Annotated in this window: 17 protein-coding genes and 1 pseudogene; 6 read left to right on the forward strand and 12 right to left on the reverse strand. The window is 62.3% G+C overall.

All coding sequences use genetic code 11. The features are described 5' to 3' along the window. Nucleotides 1-66 precede the first annotated feature (66 nt). Nucleotides 67-783, forward strand: coding sequence for a hypothetical protein (locus DOM57_RS11120; RefSeq protein ID WP_110649262.1), 717 nt, complete (start codon nucleotides 67-69; stop codon nucleotides 781-783). After that, nucleotides 780-2,033 carry a sulfotransferase family protein gene (locus DOM57_RS11125; RefSeq protein ID WP_204352939.1) on the forward strand — a complete coding sequence of 418 codons (1,254 nt, stop codon included), beginning with the start codon at nucleotides 780-782 and terminating at the stop codon, nucleotides 2,031-2,033. Before DOM57_RS11120 ends, DOM57_RS11125 begins: the two co-directional genes overlap by 4 nt. Here DOM57_RS11125 and DOM57_RS11130 read toward each other — a convergent pair. Together DOM57_RS11130 and DOM57_RS11135 are read right to left on the reverse strand one after the other, a co-directional pair. Next, entirely contained in the window at nucleotides 2,030-3,001 is a 972-nt protein-coding gene (locus tag DOM57_RS11130; protein ID WP_110649263.1) for an isopenicillin N synthase family dioxygenase, read from the reverse strand. The two genes, DOM57_RS11125 and DOM57_RS11130, sit on opposite strands and share 4 nt — an antisense overlap. 47 nt (nucleotides 3,002-3,048) lie before the next feature. Then, a complete protein-coding gene (locus DOM57_RS11135; protein ID WP_110649264.1) occupies nucleotides 3,049-4,704 on the reverse strand; it encodes an OpgD/OpgG family glucan biosynthesis protein in 1,656 nt (551 codons plus the stop codon). A 253-nt stretch (nucleotides 4,705-4,957) separates the two neighbouring features. Here DOM57_RS11135 and DOM57_RS11140 point away from each other — a divergent pair, with 253 nt between their 5' ends. Then, nucleotides 4,958-6,214: an alpha-hydroxy acid oxidase gene (locus DOM57_RS11140; protein WP_204352940.1), complete on the forward strand. Its 1,257-nt coding sequence runs from the start codon at nucleotides 4,958-4,960 to the stop codon at nucleotides 6,212-6,214. Between the two features lie 48 nt (nucleotides 6,215-6,262). Here the strand turns inward: DOM57_RS11140 and DOM57_RS11145 are convergent, their stop codons facing one another. Genes DOM57_RS11145 through DOM57_RS11160 form a run of 4 tightly spaced genes read right to left on the reverse strand, consistent with a single transcriptional unit; the run spans nucleotide 6,263 to nucleotide 10,346 of the window. Further along, nucleotides 6,263-7,645 carry a tripartite tricarboxylate transporter permease gene (locus tag DOM57_RS11145; RefSeq protein ID WP_110649265.1) on the reverse strand — a complete coding sequence of 461 codons (1,383 nt, stop codon included), beginning with the start codon at nucleotides 7,643-7,645 and terminating at the stop codon, nucleotides 6,263-6,265. Continuing rightward, nucleotides 7,642-8,100: a hypothetical protein gene (locus DOM57_RS11150; RefSeq protein WP_110649266.1), complete on the reverse strand. Its 459-nt coding sequence runs from the start codon at nucleotides 8,098-8,100 to the stop codon at nucleotides 7,642-7,644. The genes DOM57_RS11145 and DOM57_RS11150 overlap by 4 nt, the downstream gene beginning before the upstream one ends. A 33-nt stretch (nucleotides 8,101-8,133) precedes the next feature. Next, complete coding sequence (locus tag DOM57_RS11155; RefSeq protein ID WP_110649267.1) at nucleotides 8,134-9,060, reverse strand: hydroxymethylglutaryl-CoA lyase; 927 nt, start codon at nucleotides 9,058-9,060, stop codon at nucleotides 8,134-8,136. After that, nucleotides 9,057-10,346 carry a hydroxymethylglutaryl-CoA reductase, degradative gene (locus DOM57_RS11160; RefSeq protein ID WP_110649268.1) on the reverse strand — a complete coding sequence of 430 codons (1,290 nt, stop codon included), beginning with the start codon at nucleotides 10,344-10,346 and terminating at the stop codon, nucleotides 9,057-9,059. Before DOM57_RS11160 ends, DOM57_RS11155 begins: the two co-directional genes overlap by 4 nt. Nucleotides 10,347-10,527: 181 nt before the next feature. On the opposite strand from DOM57_RS11160, the gene DOM57_RS11165 reads away from it, so the two are divergent. Further along, on the forward strand, nucleotides 10,528-11,928 hold the full coding sequence (locus DOM57_RS11165; RefSeq protein ID WP_110649280.1) for an aminotransferase-like domain-containing protein: 1,401 nt from the start codon (nucleotides 10,528-10,530) through the stop codon (nucleotides 11,926-11,928). A gap of 75 nt (nucleotides 11,929-12,003) precedes the next feature. Here the strand turns inward: DOM57_RS11165 and gloA are convergent, their stop codons facing one another. Then, nucleotides 12,004-12,567 carry a lactoylglutathione lyase gene (gloA, locus tag DOM57_RS11170; protein WP_110649269.1) on the reverse strand — a complete coding sequence of 188 codons (564 nt, stop codon included), beginning with the start codon at nucleotides 12,565-12,567 and terminating at the stop codon, nucleotides 12,004-12,006. A 227-nt stretch (nucleotides 12,568-12,794) separates the two neighbouring features. Here gloA and DOM57_RS11175 point away from each other — a divergent pair, with 227 nt between their 5' ends. Then, complete coding sequence (locus DOM57_RS11175; protein WP_110649270.1) at nucleotides 12,795-13,364, forward strand: C40 family peptidase; 570 nt, start codon at nucleotides 12,795-12,797, stop codon at nucleotides 13,362-13,364. Between the two features lie 147 nt (nucleotides 13,365-13,511). Then, on the forward strand, nucleotides 13,512-14,207 hold the full coding sequence (locus DOM57_RS11180) for a peroxiredoxin (protein WP_256961125.1): 696 nt from the start codon (nucleotides 13,512-13,514) through the stop codon (nucleotides 14,205-14,207). 375 nt (nucleotides 14,208-14,582) lie between these two features. On the opposite strand, the gene DOM57_RS11185 is transcribed toward DOM57_RS11180, so the two are convergent. The 5 genes and pseudogenes from DOM57_RS11185 to DOM57_RS11205 all read right to left on the reverse strand — a co-directional run. Further along, on the reverse strand, nucleotides 14,583-15,536 hold the full coding sequence (locus DOM57_RS11185) for an ABC transporter ATP-binding protein (RefSeq protein ID WP_110649271.1): 954 nt from the start codon (nucleotides 15,534-15,536) through the stop codon (nucleotides 14,583-14,585). Between the two features lie 17 nt (nucleotides 15,537-15,553). Continuing rightward, nucleotides 15,554-16,189: an ABC transporter permease gene (locus DOM57_RS11190; RefSeq protein WP_110649272.1), complete on the reverse strand. Its 636-nt coding sequence runs from the start codon at nucleotides 16,187-16,189 to the stop codon at nucleotides 15,554-15,556. Beyond that, nucleotides 16,186-16,818, reverse strand: coding sequence for an ABC transporter permease (locus tag DOM57_RS11195; protein ID WP_110649273.1), 633 nt, complete (start codon nucleotides 16,816-16,818; stop codon nucleotides 16,186-16,188). Before DOM57_RS11195 ends, DOM57_RS11190 begins: the two co-directional genes overlap by 4 nt. A gap of 43 nt (nucleotides 16,819-16,861) precedes the next feature. Next, nucleotides 16,862-17,683 (reverse strand): phosphate/phosphite/phosphonate ABC transporter substrate-binding protein, encoded by an 822-nt coding sequence (locus DOM57_RS11200; protein WP_204352941.1) that lies wholly within the window; start codon nucleotides 17,681-17,683, stop codon nucleotides 16,862-16,864. Next, a pseudogene (locus tag DOM57_RS11205) lies at nucleotides 17,683-17,966 on the reverse strand (hypothetical protein); the annotation flags it as partial. The gene DOM57_RS11200 and the pseudogene DOM57_RS11205, both read right to left, overlap by 1 nt.

The raw sequence follows: 17,966 nt of genomic DNA on the forward strand, positions 1-17,966 counted from the left end.
CGGGAGGAGTGATCCAGCCGCGGCGGGGTCTGACGCTGCAACGCTCGTCTCGTGTCAGGAGGACACATGGGATTACTGGATTTGCCCGACCCGCTGTTCGGCGTCATCGACGGCGGCATGGCAACCTTTCTGCCGGCCACTTTGCGCCTGGCGGTGTGGGCGATCATCGCCGGTGTCGGCACCTTGTTTCTCTATCGGCTGCTCTCCCCGCAGGGCAAGATCGGCGAGGCCAAGCGCAACGCCCGCGCCGCGCGCAAACGGCTCAATGAATTCGATGGTGAATTCAGCGACGCCGGGCCGCTGATCCGCGATCAGTTCTCCAGCGCCTTCAAGCACTTGGGCCTGGTGGTTGTGCCGACGCTGGTATCGATCCTGCCGCTGCTGGCACTGCTGACCTGGTTGGAGAGTCACTATGCGCACGCGCTGCCGGCCGCAGGCGATACACCGCAGATGCAGGTCGTGCCGGACACCTACGAGCCGCAGTGGTCGCAAGAAGACGACGGCCCCCACCTGACCGTCAGTGACAGCGACAGCGAACTCGTCAACGTGAAGATGACGGCCCCCATTCCGGTGATCGAACAGCGTCAATGGTGGAATTGGCTGATCGGCAATCCACTCGGCTACCTGCCGGCGGAAAGCGGCGTCGAGCGCATCACCGTCGAGCTGCCGCAGCCGGAGTATCTGCCTTTCGGCCCGGGCTGGATGCGCCACTGGCTGGCGGTGTTCTTCCCGGTCATGCTGATCGTCTCCCTGCTCACCTACCGATGGGCGAAAATCGAATGACCACCTCTCCCGATCAAAAGCCGACGCCCCAGAACTCGACGCACCAACACGCCCCGGGCGATTCGGATACGCGTGCCGACACGCCGGCCGACAGCGGCAAGGTCAGCGATCCGGGCTTCGTGGTGCCCAGCTGGATGCACTGGCTCGGCGGCTGGGTTCATCGCCGGCCACGCACCTGGATCAAGCTGGGCAACGTGGAAAGCCGCGCGGTGCAGGACGCCATCGCCGATATCCGCGTCGACCGCCCGGTCTACGTCGCCGGCCTGGCCCGCTCCGGCACGACCGTGCTGCTCGAGCACCTGGCTCGGCATCCGGCGGTGGCGACCCATCGCTACGCCGACTTTCCGCCGCTGTTGACGCCTTACTGGTGGAATCGCTGGCTGGCGCTGGTTCCCAATTCCCAGGAGAAGGCGCAGGAGCGCGCCCATAAGGATGGCATCGCCGTGACCTCGAAGAGCCCGGAAGCGTTCGAGGAGATGCTGTGGATGGCGTTCTTCCCCGATACCCACGATCCGGCCCACAGCTCGGTCATGGGGCGCGACGCCGCCAATCCCGAGTTCGAGCGTTTCTACGACGAGCACATTCGCAAGCTGCTCGCCGTGCGCAAGCGCCAGCGCTACGTCGCCAAGGGCAACTACAATCTGGTGCGGCTGGGGTATCTGCACAAGCTCTACCCGGAAGCGCGCTTCATCGTCGCGATTCGCGATCCGGTATGGCACATCGCCTCGCTGATGAAGCAGCAGAAGCTGTTCGTTGCCGGCGAGACCAGTGAGCCCCGCGCCCTGGAGCACATGCGCCGGGTCGGCCACTACGAATTCGGCCTCGACCGACGCGCCATCAACGTCGGCGACGACGAGCAGACCCGGCGCATCACCGAGCTATGGGAATCCGGCCAGGAAGTCAAGGGCTTGGCGCATTACTGGGCGGCGATCTACGCCCATGTCGCCGATACCCTGGAAGCCGATCCCGAACTGCGCCAGGCCTGCCTGGTGGTGCGCTACGAGGATCTCTGCGGCGAGCCGCGGGAACGTCTGCGGCAGGTGTTCGATCATGCCGGACTCGAGATCGCCCCCGACACGCTGGAGCAGGCCGCCAGCGGTCTGCACGCGCCGACCTACTACCAGCCGAAGTTCAGCGACGAGGAGCTGGCGATGATCGCCGGCATCACCGCCCCGGTGGCGGCGCGTTTCGGTTATGGCCGGAGTGCTGCCGCGCCGCCCACGACAGACGCGGGACCGGAAGTGGGCTAGGAGCCTGCAGCCTGCTTGCGGTAGCTCATCGAGGCGTCGATGCGGCCGAGAATGTAGTCCCCCGCCGCGACCGGCGGATACTTCACCGCCTCGGACGCTACCCCCAGGTCGGCGGGATCGACGATCGCCGCATAGTCGGGATCGTAGAAGGTGGCGATCGAATAGCGCTCGCGACCGCTTGCGTTGATCACCCGGTGCATCGTCGACAGGAAGCGATCGTTGGACCAGCGCGCCAGCAGATCGCCGACATTGACCACCAGCGAGCCCGGCACGAAGGGGGCGTCGATCCAGCGCTCGCTGCCCAGTTCACGTACCTGCAGGCCGCCGACGTCATCCTGGTACAGCAGCGTGATGCAGCCATAGTCGGTATGCGGCGCCACTCCGAACTGATCCTCGGGGCGATCGTCGGGCTGCACCGGGTAGTAGACGGCCTGGGTGCGCTGCAGCGGCTTGGTGTACTTGGCGGCGAAGAATTCCGGATCGATCTCCAGGCTGACCGCCACCGCCCGCAGCAGATCGGCGCCGCAGCGGCCGACTTCGGCGAAGTAGGCATCCATCGCCCGCTGCCATTCGGGCATGAACGCTGGCCACTGGTTGGGGCCGCGCAAGGCCTCGCCCGCCAGCACGCAGGGATCGTCCTCCGGCAGGTCGAGCCCCATGCTGTAGAACTCCTTCTCGTCGGGGCGCGTCGCCTGGTACATGGTGGCGCCGCCCTTGCGGTGGAATCCCCGATGACGCTTGTTGACCGCGACCTCGACCTTGCGCTCCAGCGGCAGGGCGAAGAAGTCGTGGGCGGTCTCCAGGGCGGTGTCGATGACCGTCTGCGGTAGGCCGTGATTGACGATATAGAAGAACCCCACCTCGGTGCAGGCCCGGCGGATCGCTTCCCCGGCACGGGCCAAGCTGGCGGCGTCGCCTTCGCGAACACCGCTCATGTCGACCAGCGGAATGGAGGTTGTCTGTGTCATTGTTGGTTACCTCTCGGTCATAGGGCTCGTTTCACTGCCGTTCGGCTTCAACTCGGCTGGTTGGGGTGCGCCGGATACTGGCGCTCCTCCGGAGCCGGCGGGAAGTACTGATAGAGCCAGGTCTCGCTCACCGTCTTGCCGTCGGCGAGCAGGTTGAGCCGCATGTTGACCGGATCGGTGGAGTCGCTGGTCGGGTACCAGTCGAACTGGATACGGAAACCCTCGATCTCCTTGACCCACAGGATATCGAGCTGCTTGACGTCGCCTTCCGGCACGTCGAGCTGGGTCTTGATATCGATGTCGTTGTCGTAGAAGTGCTTGAGCTCGCCGCCGACGAAATCCACCGCGATGCGCCGGGCCCAGACTTTCGGGTAGTGCTCTCCCGGCGCCCAGCCCTCGGGGAAGCCGCCGATGCCGGTGAACGTCTTGCGGACTCGCGCCAGCTCGGGCTTCACCGGCGGCTGTGCGCTCCAGTAGAGCTTGTAGCCGTAATTGAGCTCCTGCCCCGGCTCGATCGCCTTTTCCGGCTTCCAGAACGCGACCACGTTATCCATGGTCTCCCCGGTGGTGGGAATCTCCAGCATCTGGATCTCGCCCTTGCCCCACTGCCCCTTCGGCTCGACCCACAGGCTGGGGCGCTTGTGGTAGTTGGCGACGATGTCCTCGTAGCTCTTGAAGTCGTGATCGGTCTGCAGCAGCCCGAACCCCTTGGGATTGTCGTCGCCGAAGGTGTTGAACTGGACCCGCGGCGGATTGTTGAGCGGCCGGCAGACCCACTCGCCGTTGCCGAGCCACATCGACAGCCGGTCGGAGTCGTGGATCTGCGGGTGGAAGGTCAGGCACATGTCGCGCTGCTGGGTGCCGCAGCTGAACATGCTGGTCATCGGCGTGATGCCGAGCTGGGCGATCGACTCGCGCGGATAGAGGTGCTTGTCGATGTCCATCACCACGCGCTCCTCTTCGCAGTGAATGACGAAGCGATAGGCACCGGCCAGGCTCGGCGAATCGAGCAGCGCATAGGCGGTGAAGGTCGTCGAACCCGGCTTGGGCGTCTCGAACCAGAAGCGGGTGAACGCCGGGAATTCCTCGGTCTTGCCGTCGGTATAGGTGTTGACCGCCACGCCGCGTGCCGACAGGCCGTACTGATAGGTGTCGTCGACGGCCCGGAAGTAGCTGGCGCCGAGGAAGGAGACGATGTCCCGCTCGGTCAGCGACGGCTCCTTGAACACGCGGAATCCGGCGAAGCCGAGATCGCTCTGCCCCTCGAGCTGGGAGACATCGACACCGGCCCTGGCGTATTCGAACAGGTCGGGGCGGAAGTGGATCTCCTTGGCCTGCTGGGTCTGCGGGTCGATGGAGTACATCCGGACCGGCTGGTTGAACCCCATGCCGACATGGAAGAACTGGATGTCCAGCGGGCCATTCATGCTATTCCACAACGAATGGTCGGGATCGTAGCCGATGGCGTTGTAGTTCTGCGGCGTGAGATTGGCCAGGGTCGGCGGCAGTTTCTCGACGTTGCTCTGATACGCCTTGGCGGCCAGATCGCGGGCGAAGCCCTGCAGCCAGTCGAAACTGAAAGCCGCCGCCTCGCCGTCGGCGATATCGCTGGTGGCGCGCGCCGCCGCGAACAGTGGCGCTGACGGCAGGCCGTACCAGGCAGCCAGGGCAATCGCGCTTTTCAGCACACTTCTACGATCCATGAACACCCCATCCTTTGTGTGTCGGCAGTCGAATTGGCAGCATACCCGATCATCGCGAATCAGGCTGCACCGAAGAGAATCGTTCATCAGACGTCTTCGCGCCGGGCAGGTTCCCTGGCCGAATCGCGACTCACCTCGTGACGGCCAAGCCAACCTCCACCCCACCCTTGGTGGCATCGTCGACGAATGCATGGCGTGCTAACGTCCGCCGTATCGGGACGCCCTGATCCCCCTGCCGATATCGAGAGGTTTCGTGAAACGTCGCTACTCCTCCCACTATGCGTGGCGCCGCGCGCAGAGCATCGATGAACTCGCCTGGATGGCGCGCCAACGTCTTCCGGCCTTCGCCTGGGAGTACGTCCACGGTGGTTCCGAGGACGAAACCACGCTCGGCGACAACCGCCGCGCCTTTGCCGCCTGGGGCTGGCAGCCGCGCACGCTGGTCGATGTCGAGGCCAGAGACAGCCGTACCCGACTGCTGGATGTCCCTGCCGAACTGCCGCTGGCCATCGCCCCCACCGGCTACAACGGCATGCTGTGGCGGGATGGCGATATCGCCCTGGCGCGAGCCGCAGCCAGTCGCGGCATTCCTTTCACGCTCAGCACGGTCTCCTGTGCCAGCCTGGAAACCCTCGCCGCCGCCGTGCCGGATGCGCGGCTGTGGTTCCAGCTCTACGTGCTGGATGACGAGGCGGTGCGTAACGATATGCTCGAACGCGCCAGGAACGTCGGCGTCGAGACGCTGATGGTCACGACGGACACCGTCGTGCTGGGGCGTCGCGAATGGGATTCACGCAGCTATCTCAACCCCCGGCGACTGGCGTGGCCTTACCTGCTGGATGCCGGCCTGCATCCGCAATGGGCCTATCGCGCGCTCTGGCCTCAGGGGCTGCCGACGCTGGGCAATCTGGTGAAGTATCTGCCCAAGGAACAGCAGAGCGCGGGCAGCGCCGCCGGCTATATCAACCAGCGCATGACGCGCCGGCTGACCTGGGAAGTGCTGGCCGATATCCGCGAGCGCTGGCCCGGCAAGCTGTTGATCAAGGGGATTCTCAACGCCGAGGATGCACTCGAGGCCAAGCGCATCGGCGCCGACGGCGTGGTCGTCACCAACCACGGCGGGCGCCAGCTCGATGGCGCGCCGGCGACGCTCGATGCCCTGCCCGGGGTCGTCGACGCGGTGGGGGATTCGATGCACATACTGCTGGATAGCGGTATCCGTCGTGGCAGCGATATCGCCAAGGCCGTCGCGCTGGGAGCGGAAGGCGTGCTGTGCGGGCGCGCGACTCTCTACGGCCTCGCGTTGGGCGGAGAAGCGGGCGCGGCTCATGCCATCGATCTGCTCAAGGATCAGTTGCACAACCTGATGGCCCAGCTCGGCCGGCCCACACTCGCCCAGCTCGATGCTAGCTGTCTGCGACGCTCCCCTTATGCCTCGACCCGAGGCGACTCGCCCCGACGCCCGAGCGACGCCCTGCCGGGTGGGGAAACGCCGGGGGATATGCCTTGAGCGCCATTCACGGCGGGCAATCCTGTAGGGCGATATCGGGTGTCCAGCTCATAACAGGGCCGTCAACGCTGGCACGGTCAATACGGCGATGTAGAACCCCATGAACTGCACCCCGATATTGAAGCCCAACAGACGTGACAGGAATCCGCCCACCAGCCCCACCGTGACAACGACCAGCAAGCCCAGCAAGCCGCCTTCCCAGAGACCGATCACCAAGATGAGCCCGACGAAGGTGCCGATGATCGCTTCGTGGCTGATGTTGCGAGACACGAAGGCCGCAGCACGGCGGGCGTAGTTCATCGAGAAGGGGTACGCGATCAGCAGCGCCAGCACGACCGCCAGTAGCCCGTAGACCAGAAACTCCCACGTCCCCAGCAGATTGTGCAGGTTGTTCACCTGGCCGCTGGCGCTATCCACGGTGAAACGAGGCGGCGCGTTGAACAGCGGCGCCGCAGGACCCGCAGCGACCGGGCTCAATGGCAGCCCGAATGCCATCAAAGGAATGAGGGCTTCGGCGATATAAGTCGACTCGGTGACGCCATTGCGGACCGCCAGCGTCGTCGTCAAGCGGTGATAGACATGTCGAATACGGCTTGCTACCACCTCACCCATGATGACCGTCATGGCCACCGGGCTAAACACAAAGGTGAGACTGGAAGCCACGGCAGTGCCTATCGTCCAACCCGTCTGGCGGGAATCCAGGACCTTGAGGGGGTTGGGGAAGTAACCGCTCCAGCGTTTGACGTCGGGCGCCAGCGAAAACCGGGCCGGTCGATCCCGTTTCCGTCGTGCTCGCTCGGCAGGCGACAATACCAGGAACAGGTCGGAAATCAGCGGCCCGATGGCAATGCCCAGGAAATAGCTGACGCCCAACTTGACGCCATGGGCAGCGGTAAGATTCTGCAGCGCGACGATTATCAGCACGAAAGGCCCCAACGCCAGTACCGCTGCCCAGCGACCAGGCGAAAAGTAGGCGATGGCCAGTGCCGCGATCAAGAAGAGGTAGGGCGCGGTGTGCTGCACGAAGCCACCGAAAGGCGCCAGCAGGAGCGCGAAGACCACGGTCACCGGCACCGCGATCAGGGCAGCGATGACGCCACCGGAGATCATCTTGCGCAACGCGATGTGCGGCACACCCAACTGACGCAGATAGTTTGCCTCGCGCATCATTGGCGTGGCCATGGTGTCGCCGGGAATCCCCAGCAGGGCGGTGGGTACGGCATGGGTCATGTGCTTGGATACCGCACCTGCCAGGAAGAAAGTGTACACACCGGCGGGCGGAACGCCGATCAACACGACCAGTAACGTCAAGGGCGCGATGGTCGTGGTCTCGTCACTGCCGGAGATGAGACCTATCGCTGAAAACACCACGGCCCCGATGATGCCCATGCCCAATGCGACGGGAAGCTGTGCCAACAAGGCATCCATCATGACTGCACTCCTTCTCGACCCGCGTGCCCGAGGTCACGCTCGGTCACCGCAACGGCATCGCCTTGGGCATGATCGCGCTCATAGACCAGAAAGGCCTCCTCCAATTCGAGCTCTCTCAACTCCGATCGGACGGCCTCCGGTAAATCCTCCACGCCGCCCCTGCTGCCGTAATCGGCGTAGAGCGCGGCCAGCACCCCTTGCAGGTTTTCAGTGTCGACGGTGTCTTCGACGACCTCCCGCTTGGGCCGAAAGAGGTATGCGCAAATCGCGCCGCCCACCACGCAACCGATGATGCCGAACAGCATGGCGTAGGTCCGCGCCATTCGAGGGTCATCGATGAACATGCCAAGCAGCCATTCGGCCGTCTGAAAGGCGCCCAAGCTGACCGCCCCACCGATGATCAGCGAGCCGATCAGGTGATGGCCATCAACCGTGTCATTCCAGACCTCGAGCAATCGATCATTTCTCATTGTCATAACCCCCTCTTGCTAGTTGCCGAGATGATCGCCCCGACCACGATTGGCGCGGATGGCCCTGGCCACGGGTGAAGGCATGCGCCGTGACAGCGTGCGGTCGGCCCACTCGGCAACATCGACCAACCGCTCCAGATCGATGCCGGTATCGAACCCTTGGCTCTCGAGCAGGCGTACCAGGGATTCGGTCGCCACGTTACCCGTGGCACCCGGTGCGTAGGGACAGCCACCCAAAGCCGAGACCGAACCATCGAAGACCCGCACGCCGGCCTCCAGCGCGGCCTGCACATTGGCGACGGCCATTCCCCAGGTATCGTGGAAATGCCCCGCCAAGACACCGACCGGCAGTTGCCGTGCACAAGCCTCGATCAATTCACGAGTGCGGCGTGGTGTGCCAATGCCAGTCGTGTCCCCGAGACTGACCTCGTAGCAGCCCATGTCGAATAGCTGCCGGGCAAGCGTCGACACTTTCCGCGGATCGACATCGCCGGCGTAGGGACAGCCCAGCACACAGGAGATGTAACCCCGGACGCGGATGCCGGCCTGCGCAGCCAACGGCATGATGGGCGCAAACCGAGCCAGGCTCTCGGCGATGGAACAGTTGATATTGTGATGGGCAAAGGCTTCGGAAGCCGCCGTGAATACCGCGACCTCGTCGACCCCCGCGGCCCGTGCAGATTCGAACCCTCTCGAGTTGGGTACCAGTACGGAGTAGGTAATATTCGATCGCCGATTCAACTGGCCGAGCACCTCCTGGGTCTGCTGCATCTGGGGCACCCAGCGCGGGGAGACGAAGGCACCGGCTTCCAGGTGGCGCAAGCCCGTATCGGCCAAGCGTTCGAGCAGTTCGACCCGCATGGCGACAGGCAGCACCTCCGGCTCGTTCTGCAGGCCATCGCGGGCGGCAACCTCAACGAGTCGCACCGGCTCCCTGGGCGTCATGAGGTCGTTCCGCGCTGCTGCCGCAGCAGTTCCGAAGCGCGATCTGCGCTGACGCGCCCCTCCTCGACCATTCGCCGCACGATGAGGTCGAGCTCACCCCCTGTGGCGCCGGCTGTCAGCGCGATATTGCGTGCATGCAGCGCCATGTGCCCTTTTTGGATGCCTTCCGTCGACAACGCTCGGAGGGCGGCCAGGTTCTGAGCCAGGCCCACCGCCGCCGCGATTTCCCCCAGCTCGCTGGCGGTTTCGACCCCCATGAGCTTCAGCGACAGCTGCGCGAGCGGATGTGTACGGGTCGCGCCGCCGACCAATCCCACCGGCATGGGTATTTCGAGCGTCCCCACCAGATCACCTTGGGTATTCTTCTCCCAGGTCGATAGCGATCCGTAATGGCCATGGCGGCTGGCAAAGGCATGCGCCCCGGCTTCGACGGCACGCCAGTCGTTACCGGTAGCGATGATCAGGGGATCGATGCCGTTCATGATGCCCTTGTTGTGGGTCGCCGCCCGGTAGGGATCGATCGCCGCGAGCCGGTATGCCTCGACGATTCCCTCGATCACGGCTTCGCCGTCGAATCTCGAGGTGGTCAGTTGGCCAGCGGAGAGCCTGACCTGAGCTCTCGCCAACCGGAGATCGGCCAGGTTGGAGAGGATACGCAGGCAGACGCGCCCGCCGCTGAGGCTTTCGACAAGTGGGGCGACGGCTTCCGCCATGGTATTGACCGCATTGGCTCCCATGGCGTCCCGAACATCCACGATCAGATGCGCCACCACCATTGGCCCACTGGCCGTATGAGGGAACACATGAACCTCGACGTCCCTGCACCCCCCGCCCAGTCGATTGAGCAGGCCGTCGCAGGCGTTGGCTTTGTCGATGATCCCCTGTTTGTTGGCGAGAATACTCATTCGAGCGTGATGCGGGTCGGGAATGTCCAGCACCTGGATTTGTGCTCGCATCAACGGCTCGCTACAGGACGTGGTGAAGCCGCCGCTATCTCTGGCCAGCCTGGCCATATAGGAGGCCGCAGCGACGACCGAGGGCTCTTCCACAGCGAGGGGGATCAATACTTCTCGACCGTTGACGATGAAATTGGTGGCGACTCCCACCGGCAACTCGAAAGTCCCGATGACATTCTCGATCATGCCATTGGCTGTCTCGAGCCCCAGGGCGCCGGGGCTCATCAACTTTGCCGCCTCGTCGTCTGACAACGCCTTTATTTCCACGAGCTTTTGGAGGCGATCACGAGGTGAAAGATTGCGAAAGTCAGCGATACGCGAGCAGGTCATGGCAACAACTCTGTGGTGAACGAATAGCGCCAGACTAACGGAACATCACCGACCCACATACTGTACCTATGTCTTGGTAACAGTATGATGGGTACACTCCTGCGGATGGAATGAGCACGGCTGGATAAGGAGCGGTGTCGAGGATATTCCTGCTACTTTCGACGAGGATAACGCTTTGTCAGTGCGTCAAAAACAGACTCTCACCGAGCGCGCCATTGAGATCGTTCGCCGTCAGATCGCCAGCGGATCGTTGCACAAAGGCGACCGCCTACCCTCGATTCGGGAATTCATGGCGCTACACCGAATGGCGAAAAACACGGTGCTCAACGCTTATGGCCGGCTGGTGAAGGAGGGGCTGATCGAAAGCCGTCACGGTGCTGGCTTCTTCGTTACCGGCCTTGCCACCCAACGTATCGATGACAGTGACACACCCCGCGAACTCGACCGGGCCATGGACAATATCTGGCTAATGCGGGAACAGCTGGTGAGAAATCCCGGTCCTTCTCGACTGGGAGAAGGATTTCCGCCCGCGCACTGGCTCAAGGAAATCGCGCTGGAGCGTCATTACCGGAAAGCCATCAGTGGAGGATCGCTTTCCGCCATTCGCTATGGTTATCACGGCGGTTATCCCCCACTCCGAGAACAGTTGGCACAGAAGCTGGCGGATCACGAAATCGATGCCTCTCCAGACAATATCTTGACCACTTCCGGTGTCAATTCGGCACTGGACCTGATCATCCGCTTTTCGTTGGCCCCCGGTGATAGCGTCATGATCGATGACCCGGGCTACTACTTGCTTTTCGGAAAGCTCCGATTGGGCAATGTCAGGATGCTTCCGGTTCCACGCCTGGCCGATGGTCCAGACTTGGACGCGGTTTCTCGGTGGGCGACACAGGAAAAGCCGAAGCTGTTCTTCACCCAGTCGGTCTCTCACAATCCAACGGGGTCCACGACATCTGCATCGAAGTCCAGGACCTTGGTGGCACTGGCAAGAAAACACAACTTCACCATCGTGGAGAACGACGCCCTGGCAGAATTCGGTCCGCCGGAGAGCCGCAGAGTAGCGTCGTTGGGCGGGTTCAGCCACTGCATCTACGTAGGCAGCTTTTCGAAATCGATATCCGCGGGTTTACGCTCGGGATTCATTGCCTGCGATCGCGCGCTGGCCGAAGGCTTGGCAGACCTGAATATGCTCATCAATGCCAGCACTTCGGAAATCTCCGAGCGAACGCTGGCATTGATTCTGGAGGAGGGGAGTTTTCGCAGACACGCCCTGCACCTGGTCGAGCATGCCACCCGAGCGGTCAAGCATGGTCTCGCCAAGTTCGATGAAATGGGTGCCGAAGTGTTTTGCAGACCAGAAACCAGCCTCTATCTCTGGGCTCGTTTTCCCGGCATCGACGACGCCGATGCCCTTGCCCGTTACATGCTGGAGCAAAATTTCGTTCTGGCTCCCGGTTCAATCTTCTCTGTCGCTCTCCGGGAGCCAGTCGCCTGGTCACGCTTCAATGTCGCTTATGTGGACAACCCCGATTTCCGAAGAATGATCGACAGTTATCGTGACCAGGGCGGTGAAGCATGACCTGCTTGGTTTGAACTGGACATGACCAGGATCGAACTCGTCGTTTCCACGTTCACGGAGCCCGATCTTCAAGGCTCAAGCGCTGGGCGACGCCGCCGCTCCCGAATCTCGTCCCAGCCCTTTCGACAGCGAGGGCTGCACGACTTCGATCCAGTAGCCGTCGGGGTCCTTGACGAAGATCACGTTCTTCATCTTGCCCTGATCCGAACGCTTCTTGAATTCGACATCGTTGGCATCGAACCACTGCTCCGCCGCCGCGAGATCCGGCACCGAGAAGCAGATATGCCCGAAGCCCTGCGGCTCGGCGTTGCCGTCGTGATACGAAAGCTCGGGATTTTCTTCGCTGCCCCAGTTATGGGTCAGTTCCAGCACGCCCTTCTGGGAGAAGATATAGGCGGTGCGCTCGCCGTCATCCTCGGGAATCGCGTCGGCGTCATCGACACGCGCCAGGAAATAGAGCGTGAATTGCATCTCGGGGAAGTCGAGCTTGCGCAGCAGACGCATGCCGAACACCCGCGTGTAGAAGGAAAGCGAAACTTCGGGGTCCTTGGCGCGCAACATGGTGTGGTTGAACACGAAGCCTCGCGTTTCCGTCGGGGCGGCTTGCACGCCGGGAACCTGGTCTTCGGCAATGGACATGGGATCCTCCTGTGGGTCCGGATGACGATATCGACAGACAGCCGAAACGCCGATGGGCGACACCAGACAGTGGGGGCAACCTCTGCCGCTCTCAAGCGTCGCGGTTCCCGCCCTCGGTTCGAAGAGAATCACGACGACCGCATACCGAAACGCCTGAACCGGACGACTTTGCAGCACCGGGCACCTGCTCTACACTCGGTTGAAACCGGCAGACAGGGCCCGCGGGCATGGCGACAGGCACCACCACCCACCATTTCTCTCGATTCACCGCGGCGCGGCAGACTCCCTCGACCCGATCAAATCGCCAGGCAACGCTCTCCCACCCGGGCCTGCTGTTCATCGGCCTGTTCCTGCTGCTGCTCGCCGGTTGCAGTACCCAGAAGACCATCGCCACCCGTGACGACGGGCCTGCCATCGATGGCAACAACCTCTCCATCGATCGCATTCTGGTGATGTCGGCGGCCAAGGAGGCGCTCGGCACGCCTTATCGCTGGGGCGGCACCACACCCAGTGGCTACGACTGCTCGGGCCTGGTCCAGATGGCCTACGGCAAGATCGGCATTTCGCTGCCACGCACCTCCAACGAACAGTTCCACGCCCTCGACGAGATCGATGTCGCCCGGCCCGGCGACCTGCTGTTCTTCGGCTCCGGCAATCGCGCGACCCATGTCGGCATCTACATGGGCGATCGCCAGATGATCCACGCTCCCGGTAGCGGCCGCACGGTCAGCGTTTCGTCGCTGGATATTCGCTACTGGCGCCAGCACTACCTGGGGGCGGCCGCGCCAGCGAATTGACCCGAACGCGACGGCGAAGGGAAAAACGGCCTCGCCCTTGAGATATCGGGCCTTGGCTACCACGTTATAGGTAGGTCACTCACACATCACGAGCGTTGGCATGTCGTTAGTGCTATCGATTGTTTCACGACACTGCTCTCGCCCGTCATGATAAGCACTCGACTCGAGGCTTCGCACAGAAGCCGTCAACGGCAACAGGAGAAAGTCATGGCTTTGCAACTTGGCGATACCGCTCCCGATTTCACCCAGGAAAGCACCGACGGCCCGATCAATTTCCACGAATGGGCCGGCGACAGTTGGGTCATTCTGTTTTCTCACCCGGCCGATTTCACGCCGGTCTGCACCACCGAGCTGGGGGAAGTCTCGCGCCTCAAGCCGGAATTCGAGCGTCGCAACACCAAGGCGATCGGCCTTTCCGTCGACCCGCTCGACGATCACACCCGCTGGGTCGGCGACATCGAGGAAACCCAGGGCTGCGGGCTCAACTTCCCGCTGCTGGCCGACGCCGACCGCTCGGTGAGCGAGGCCTACGGCATGATTCACCCCAACGCCAGCGGTACCAATACCGTGCGTTCGGTATTCATCATCGACCCGGCCAAGAAGGTGCGCCTGACCATCACCTATCCGCCCAGCACCGGGCGTAACTTCGCCGAGATCCTGCGCGTGCTGGACAGCCTGCAACTGACCGACAGCCACAAGGTTGCCACGCCGGTGAACTGGCAGGATGGCGACGACGTCATCATCGTACCGTCGATCGACAACGAGAAGGCCAAGGAACTCTTCCCGAATGGTTGGGATGAGAAGAAACCCTACCTTCGCGTGACCAAGCAACCCAACAAATAACGGTTACGGCATCGCTGCGGCGATGCCGGTTGACAACTGGATACTACCAAGGGCCTGTTCACCCTATGCGCCGCGAGCCACGTTGCTGGGTCAAATACGTTCAGGCAAGGCGCGGGACGCCGATAAGGGTGGTTCCCTTATCCAGTCCCGCAACGAAACCTGGGCGTATTTGACGCGCAACCCGAAGGGACGGGCCGGTTTTTCCGCGAGGCGTTGTTGCGAGCCAAGGGCTTGGAACCACCAAAACCCGAGGCTCGCGCCTAGCCCCACGCAAAAACCGGCTCCGTCGTGGTCGCGTGAATAGGGTGGTCAGGCCTTGGCGAGGGGGCATCGCGTGATGCCCCGCTCCGTCGAGATGATTCGCGTCGCGACCTTTTATGCTTCCGTGGCTTCGTGTTGAGCGGAGAGGATGCGCTCACGAGGGAGATAACCGACTCGACCGCCATCGGCACCAACGATATCCAAACCATCGAGCCGCTCCGCCAGTATCAGCGAGAGCGCCACATGAAGGTTGGCCTCCAGAGAGACCGAGCGAGTCGCGCCAATGTTTCGGGGAGGTTCCATCATCTGGCTGACGTTGATCAGCGCCAGGCGCTTGATCGCCCTGTCCTGACCCAGAAAACTGTCCACGAAGTCATTGGCAGGGTTCGCAAGGATGGCTTCCGGCGTGTCGTACTGCAATAGGTGACCATCACGCATGATGGCGATACGGTCGCCCATCTTGATCGCTTCATCGAGGTCGTGGGTCACGATGACCACCGTTTTACTCACCTTGTGCAAAATCTGTCGGAATTCGTCCTGGAGACGCACTCGGGTGATCGGGTCGATGGCTCCGAAGGGCTCATCCATCAACATGATGTCAGGATCCGCTGCCAGCGCGCGGGCGAATCCGACGCGCTGACGCTGACCGCCCGACAGCTCGTGTGGAAGACGCTTGCGCATGACGTCCGGATCAAGCCCGACCAAGTCTAGGAGCTCATCGACCCGGCGTTCGGTTTTCGCCCTTTCCCAGCCCAGCAGACGTGGCACCGTGGCGATATTCTTTTCGATCGTCATGTGGGGAAATAACCCCACCTGCTGGATGACGTAACCGATCGTTCTGCGTAGCGCCTTCGGGTCGACGTGCGCAATGTCGTGATCGTCGACAAGAACCCTGCCGCTGGTGGGCGTCTCCAGCCGATTGATCATGCGCATGGTGGTGGTCTTGCCACAACCGGAGGGACCAATCATGGTAACCGTGGAGCCGCTTTCGATCTCCAGATCAAGGTTCTCCACGGCGTGCTGATCGCTACCGGGATAGACCTTGCTGATATGCTCGAGCTTGATCATCGGATGGTAATCCTTGCCTATCGTTTTTGTGTGAATCGACGTTCAAGCCAACCGAAGAGTACCTCGGCGACAATCGCCAGCAGCGCGATGGGTAGAGCGCCTACCAGCAAGCGGGGCATGTTCATGAGCGCAATGCCGGCGTTGACGAAGTCGCCGAGTCCGCCGCCACCGATGAACGAGGCCAGCGCCGCGCCACCAATCACCTGGATCGCACTGGTTCTCACCCCCGTGATGATCGAGGGCATGGCCAGCGGCAGTTCGATCTGCCACAGGATCTCTCGCCGCCCCATTCCCATGCCTTTGGCTGCATTGAGTACCGCCGGATCGATTTCACGGATGCCGAGTATGGTGTTGAGCAGCAATGGCGGAACGGCAAGCACGACGAGGGCAACCAGCGAGGGCAGGAGCCCAATGCCGAGAAACGGCATGGTGGCGGCCAGTATCGCCAGGCTGGGAATCGAGCGCAGCGAACCCGCGGTATTGACCGAAACGAACGCCGCTCTCGGTGAGCGTGCGACCATGAATCCCGTTGGGATAGAGATGAGTGCCGCCAGACCCAGCGAGATGGCACACATCAGCATATGCCGGTTGAAGGCGACCATGAACGCGGAATGATTGTCCAGAATCCAGGTAATGGCGTCGGTGACTATCATCTCGCCTCCCTCCCAGAACGACGACTTAAGCGGTTTTCGGCAGCGGAGAGCAGATAATCGGTGGATAACGCCAGCAGCGCGGTCAGCACACCACCGGCAATGATCTTCTCGGAAAACCGCTGGTTAATGCCTTCGAAGATGATCTCGCCGATCCCACCGGCGTTGATGTAGGCCGCGACAGTGGCAATACCGATCAGGGTCACCGTGGCAATGCGAATACCACCGACGATGAAAGGGAGTGCCAATGGCAGCTCTACCTCATAGAGGCGTCGCCAGGTCCCGTAACCCATGCCATGAGCAGCCTCGAGCACTTCTCGAGGGATGGACTGAAAGCCAAGGCCAATGTTGCGTACCAGAATCATCAACGAATACGCCGCCAGCCCGATGATGGCTGGTGCCTTGCCGATACCCAGCACAGGAATGAACAGCGCGAACAGCGCTAGACTCGGGATGGCGAACAGAATCCCGGTGATGATCACGGTGACGCTGAAAGCACGCGGACGCCGTGCGACCCAGATACCCACGGCCAGGGAAATGATGAGGGCAATGGCAATCGAGGAGAAAACCAGATAGAGATGCTCGATCAACGCTTCGAGCAATCGGTCGAGATGATTGGGAACCCATTTCATCGCATAAGCTCTTGTTGTTCGGGGGAATGGTCCGGTTGACGTCTCACCAGAGACCGCCGAGTTGTCGATTGGCGACCTCGGCTCGGGCCGATAGCTCACGGATTGCCGCCATATCAGGCAACTCGAATCGATGAATACCGAGCGAGGCTATACATTCCCGCCCCTCGCGATCCTCGTGAGCCATCAGCAACGACTGTCTCAACGCATCGACGACCTCATTCGGCTGCGACCGCGATGCCACTAATGGTGGAAAAGGCGCCGGACGGGTGATATCGAGAATGTCGAGCGAAGCCAGGATGTCGGGATCGTGACGCCGCAGGAGCTCATAACCGAAGGCATCGACGGCACCGATATCGACGACGCCACGGTGAATGGCATCGATCATGCCCCGAGGGTTGAGTAGCGGGCCATGCGCCGCAGGCCCCGGCATCCGCCCACAGGTCACGGCCAGATACTCGCGAGGGGCATGGTAGCCGGACTGGGAATCCGTCGCCGTCCAGCCCCATCGTAAAGCGGTCAGATCAGCAGACGAGATATTCCCGCCAGCCCGCGTCATTAGATAACTGGCATACTGCGCCCGACCCTCGCTCCACTCGGCGTTGGGGACGGCCGACACGAGCGCATGCGGTTGTTCCTCTTCCGGCAATTGGGAATAGGGGTAACCACACATGAACGCCATTCCGAGATCCGTGCGCTGCCACAACGCCGACAGCGATGCCGGGGCCGCGTGACCGATAATCTCCAGCGCCACCCCACTGACAGCGGCAAGCCAATGGAACAGTTCATCCCAGCACTGGCGGCTCAGCGGACTGACGTTGTACATGCGGGAACAGGCGACGACCGCCCCGCGACTGACGGTAGCCATCAGGCGAAGCGAATCTTCTGACCGAGGTTCATCGACTTCGCCTTGTCGAGCATCGCCACGCCCAGCGCGATATCGCTCGTACTGAGTCCACGGTGCCAGAACAAGAGGGTCTCGTCGTCGCTCTCGCGCCCCGGCCTTAGACCGGCGACGATCTGGCCGATTTCGGCATGCAAGGACTTCTCGGTCACCTTGCCACTGTCGACATGGTAACGCAGGGCTCCGTAGGGTCGCCCCGGGGCACACTGTCCCCAGTCGTCGACGACCACCTTGGCGGTCTCAATGA

Origin of the sequence: Salinicola peritrichatus (assembly GCF_003206715.1) — a bacterium.
In the GTDB taxonomy this organism is placed as follows: domain Bacteria; phylum Pseudomonadota; class Gammaproteobacteria; order Pseudomonadales; family Halomonadaceae; genus Salinicola; species Salinicola peritrichatus.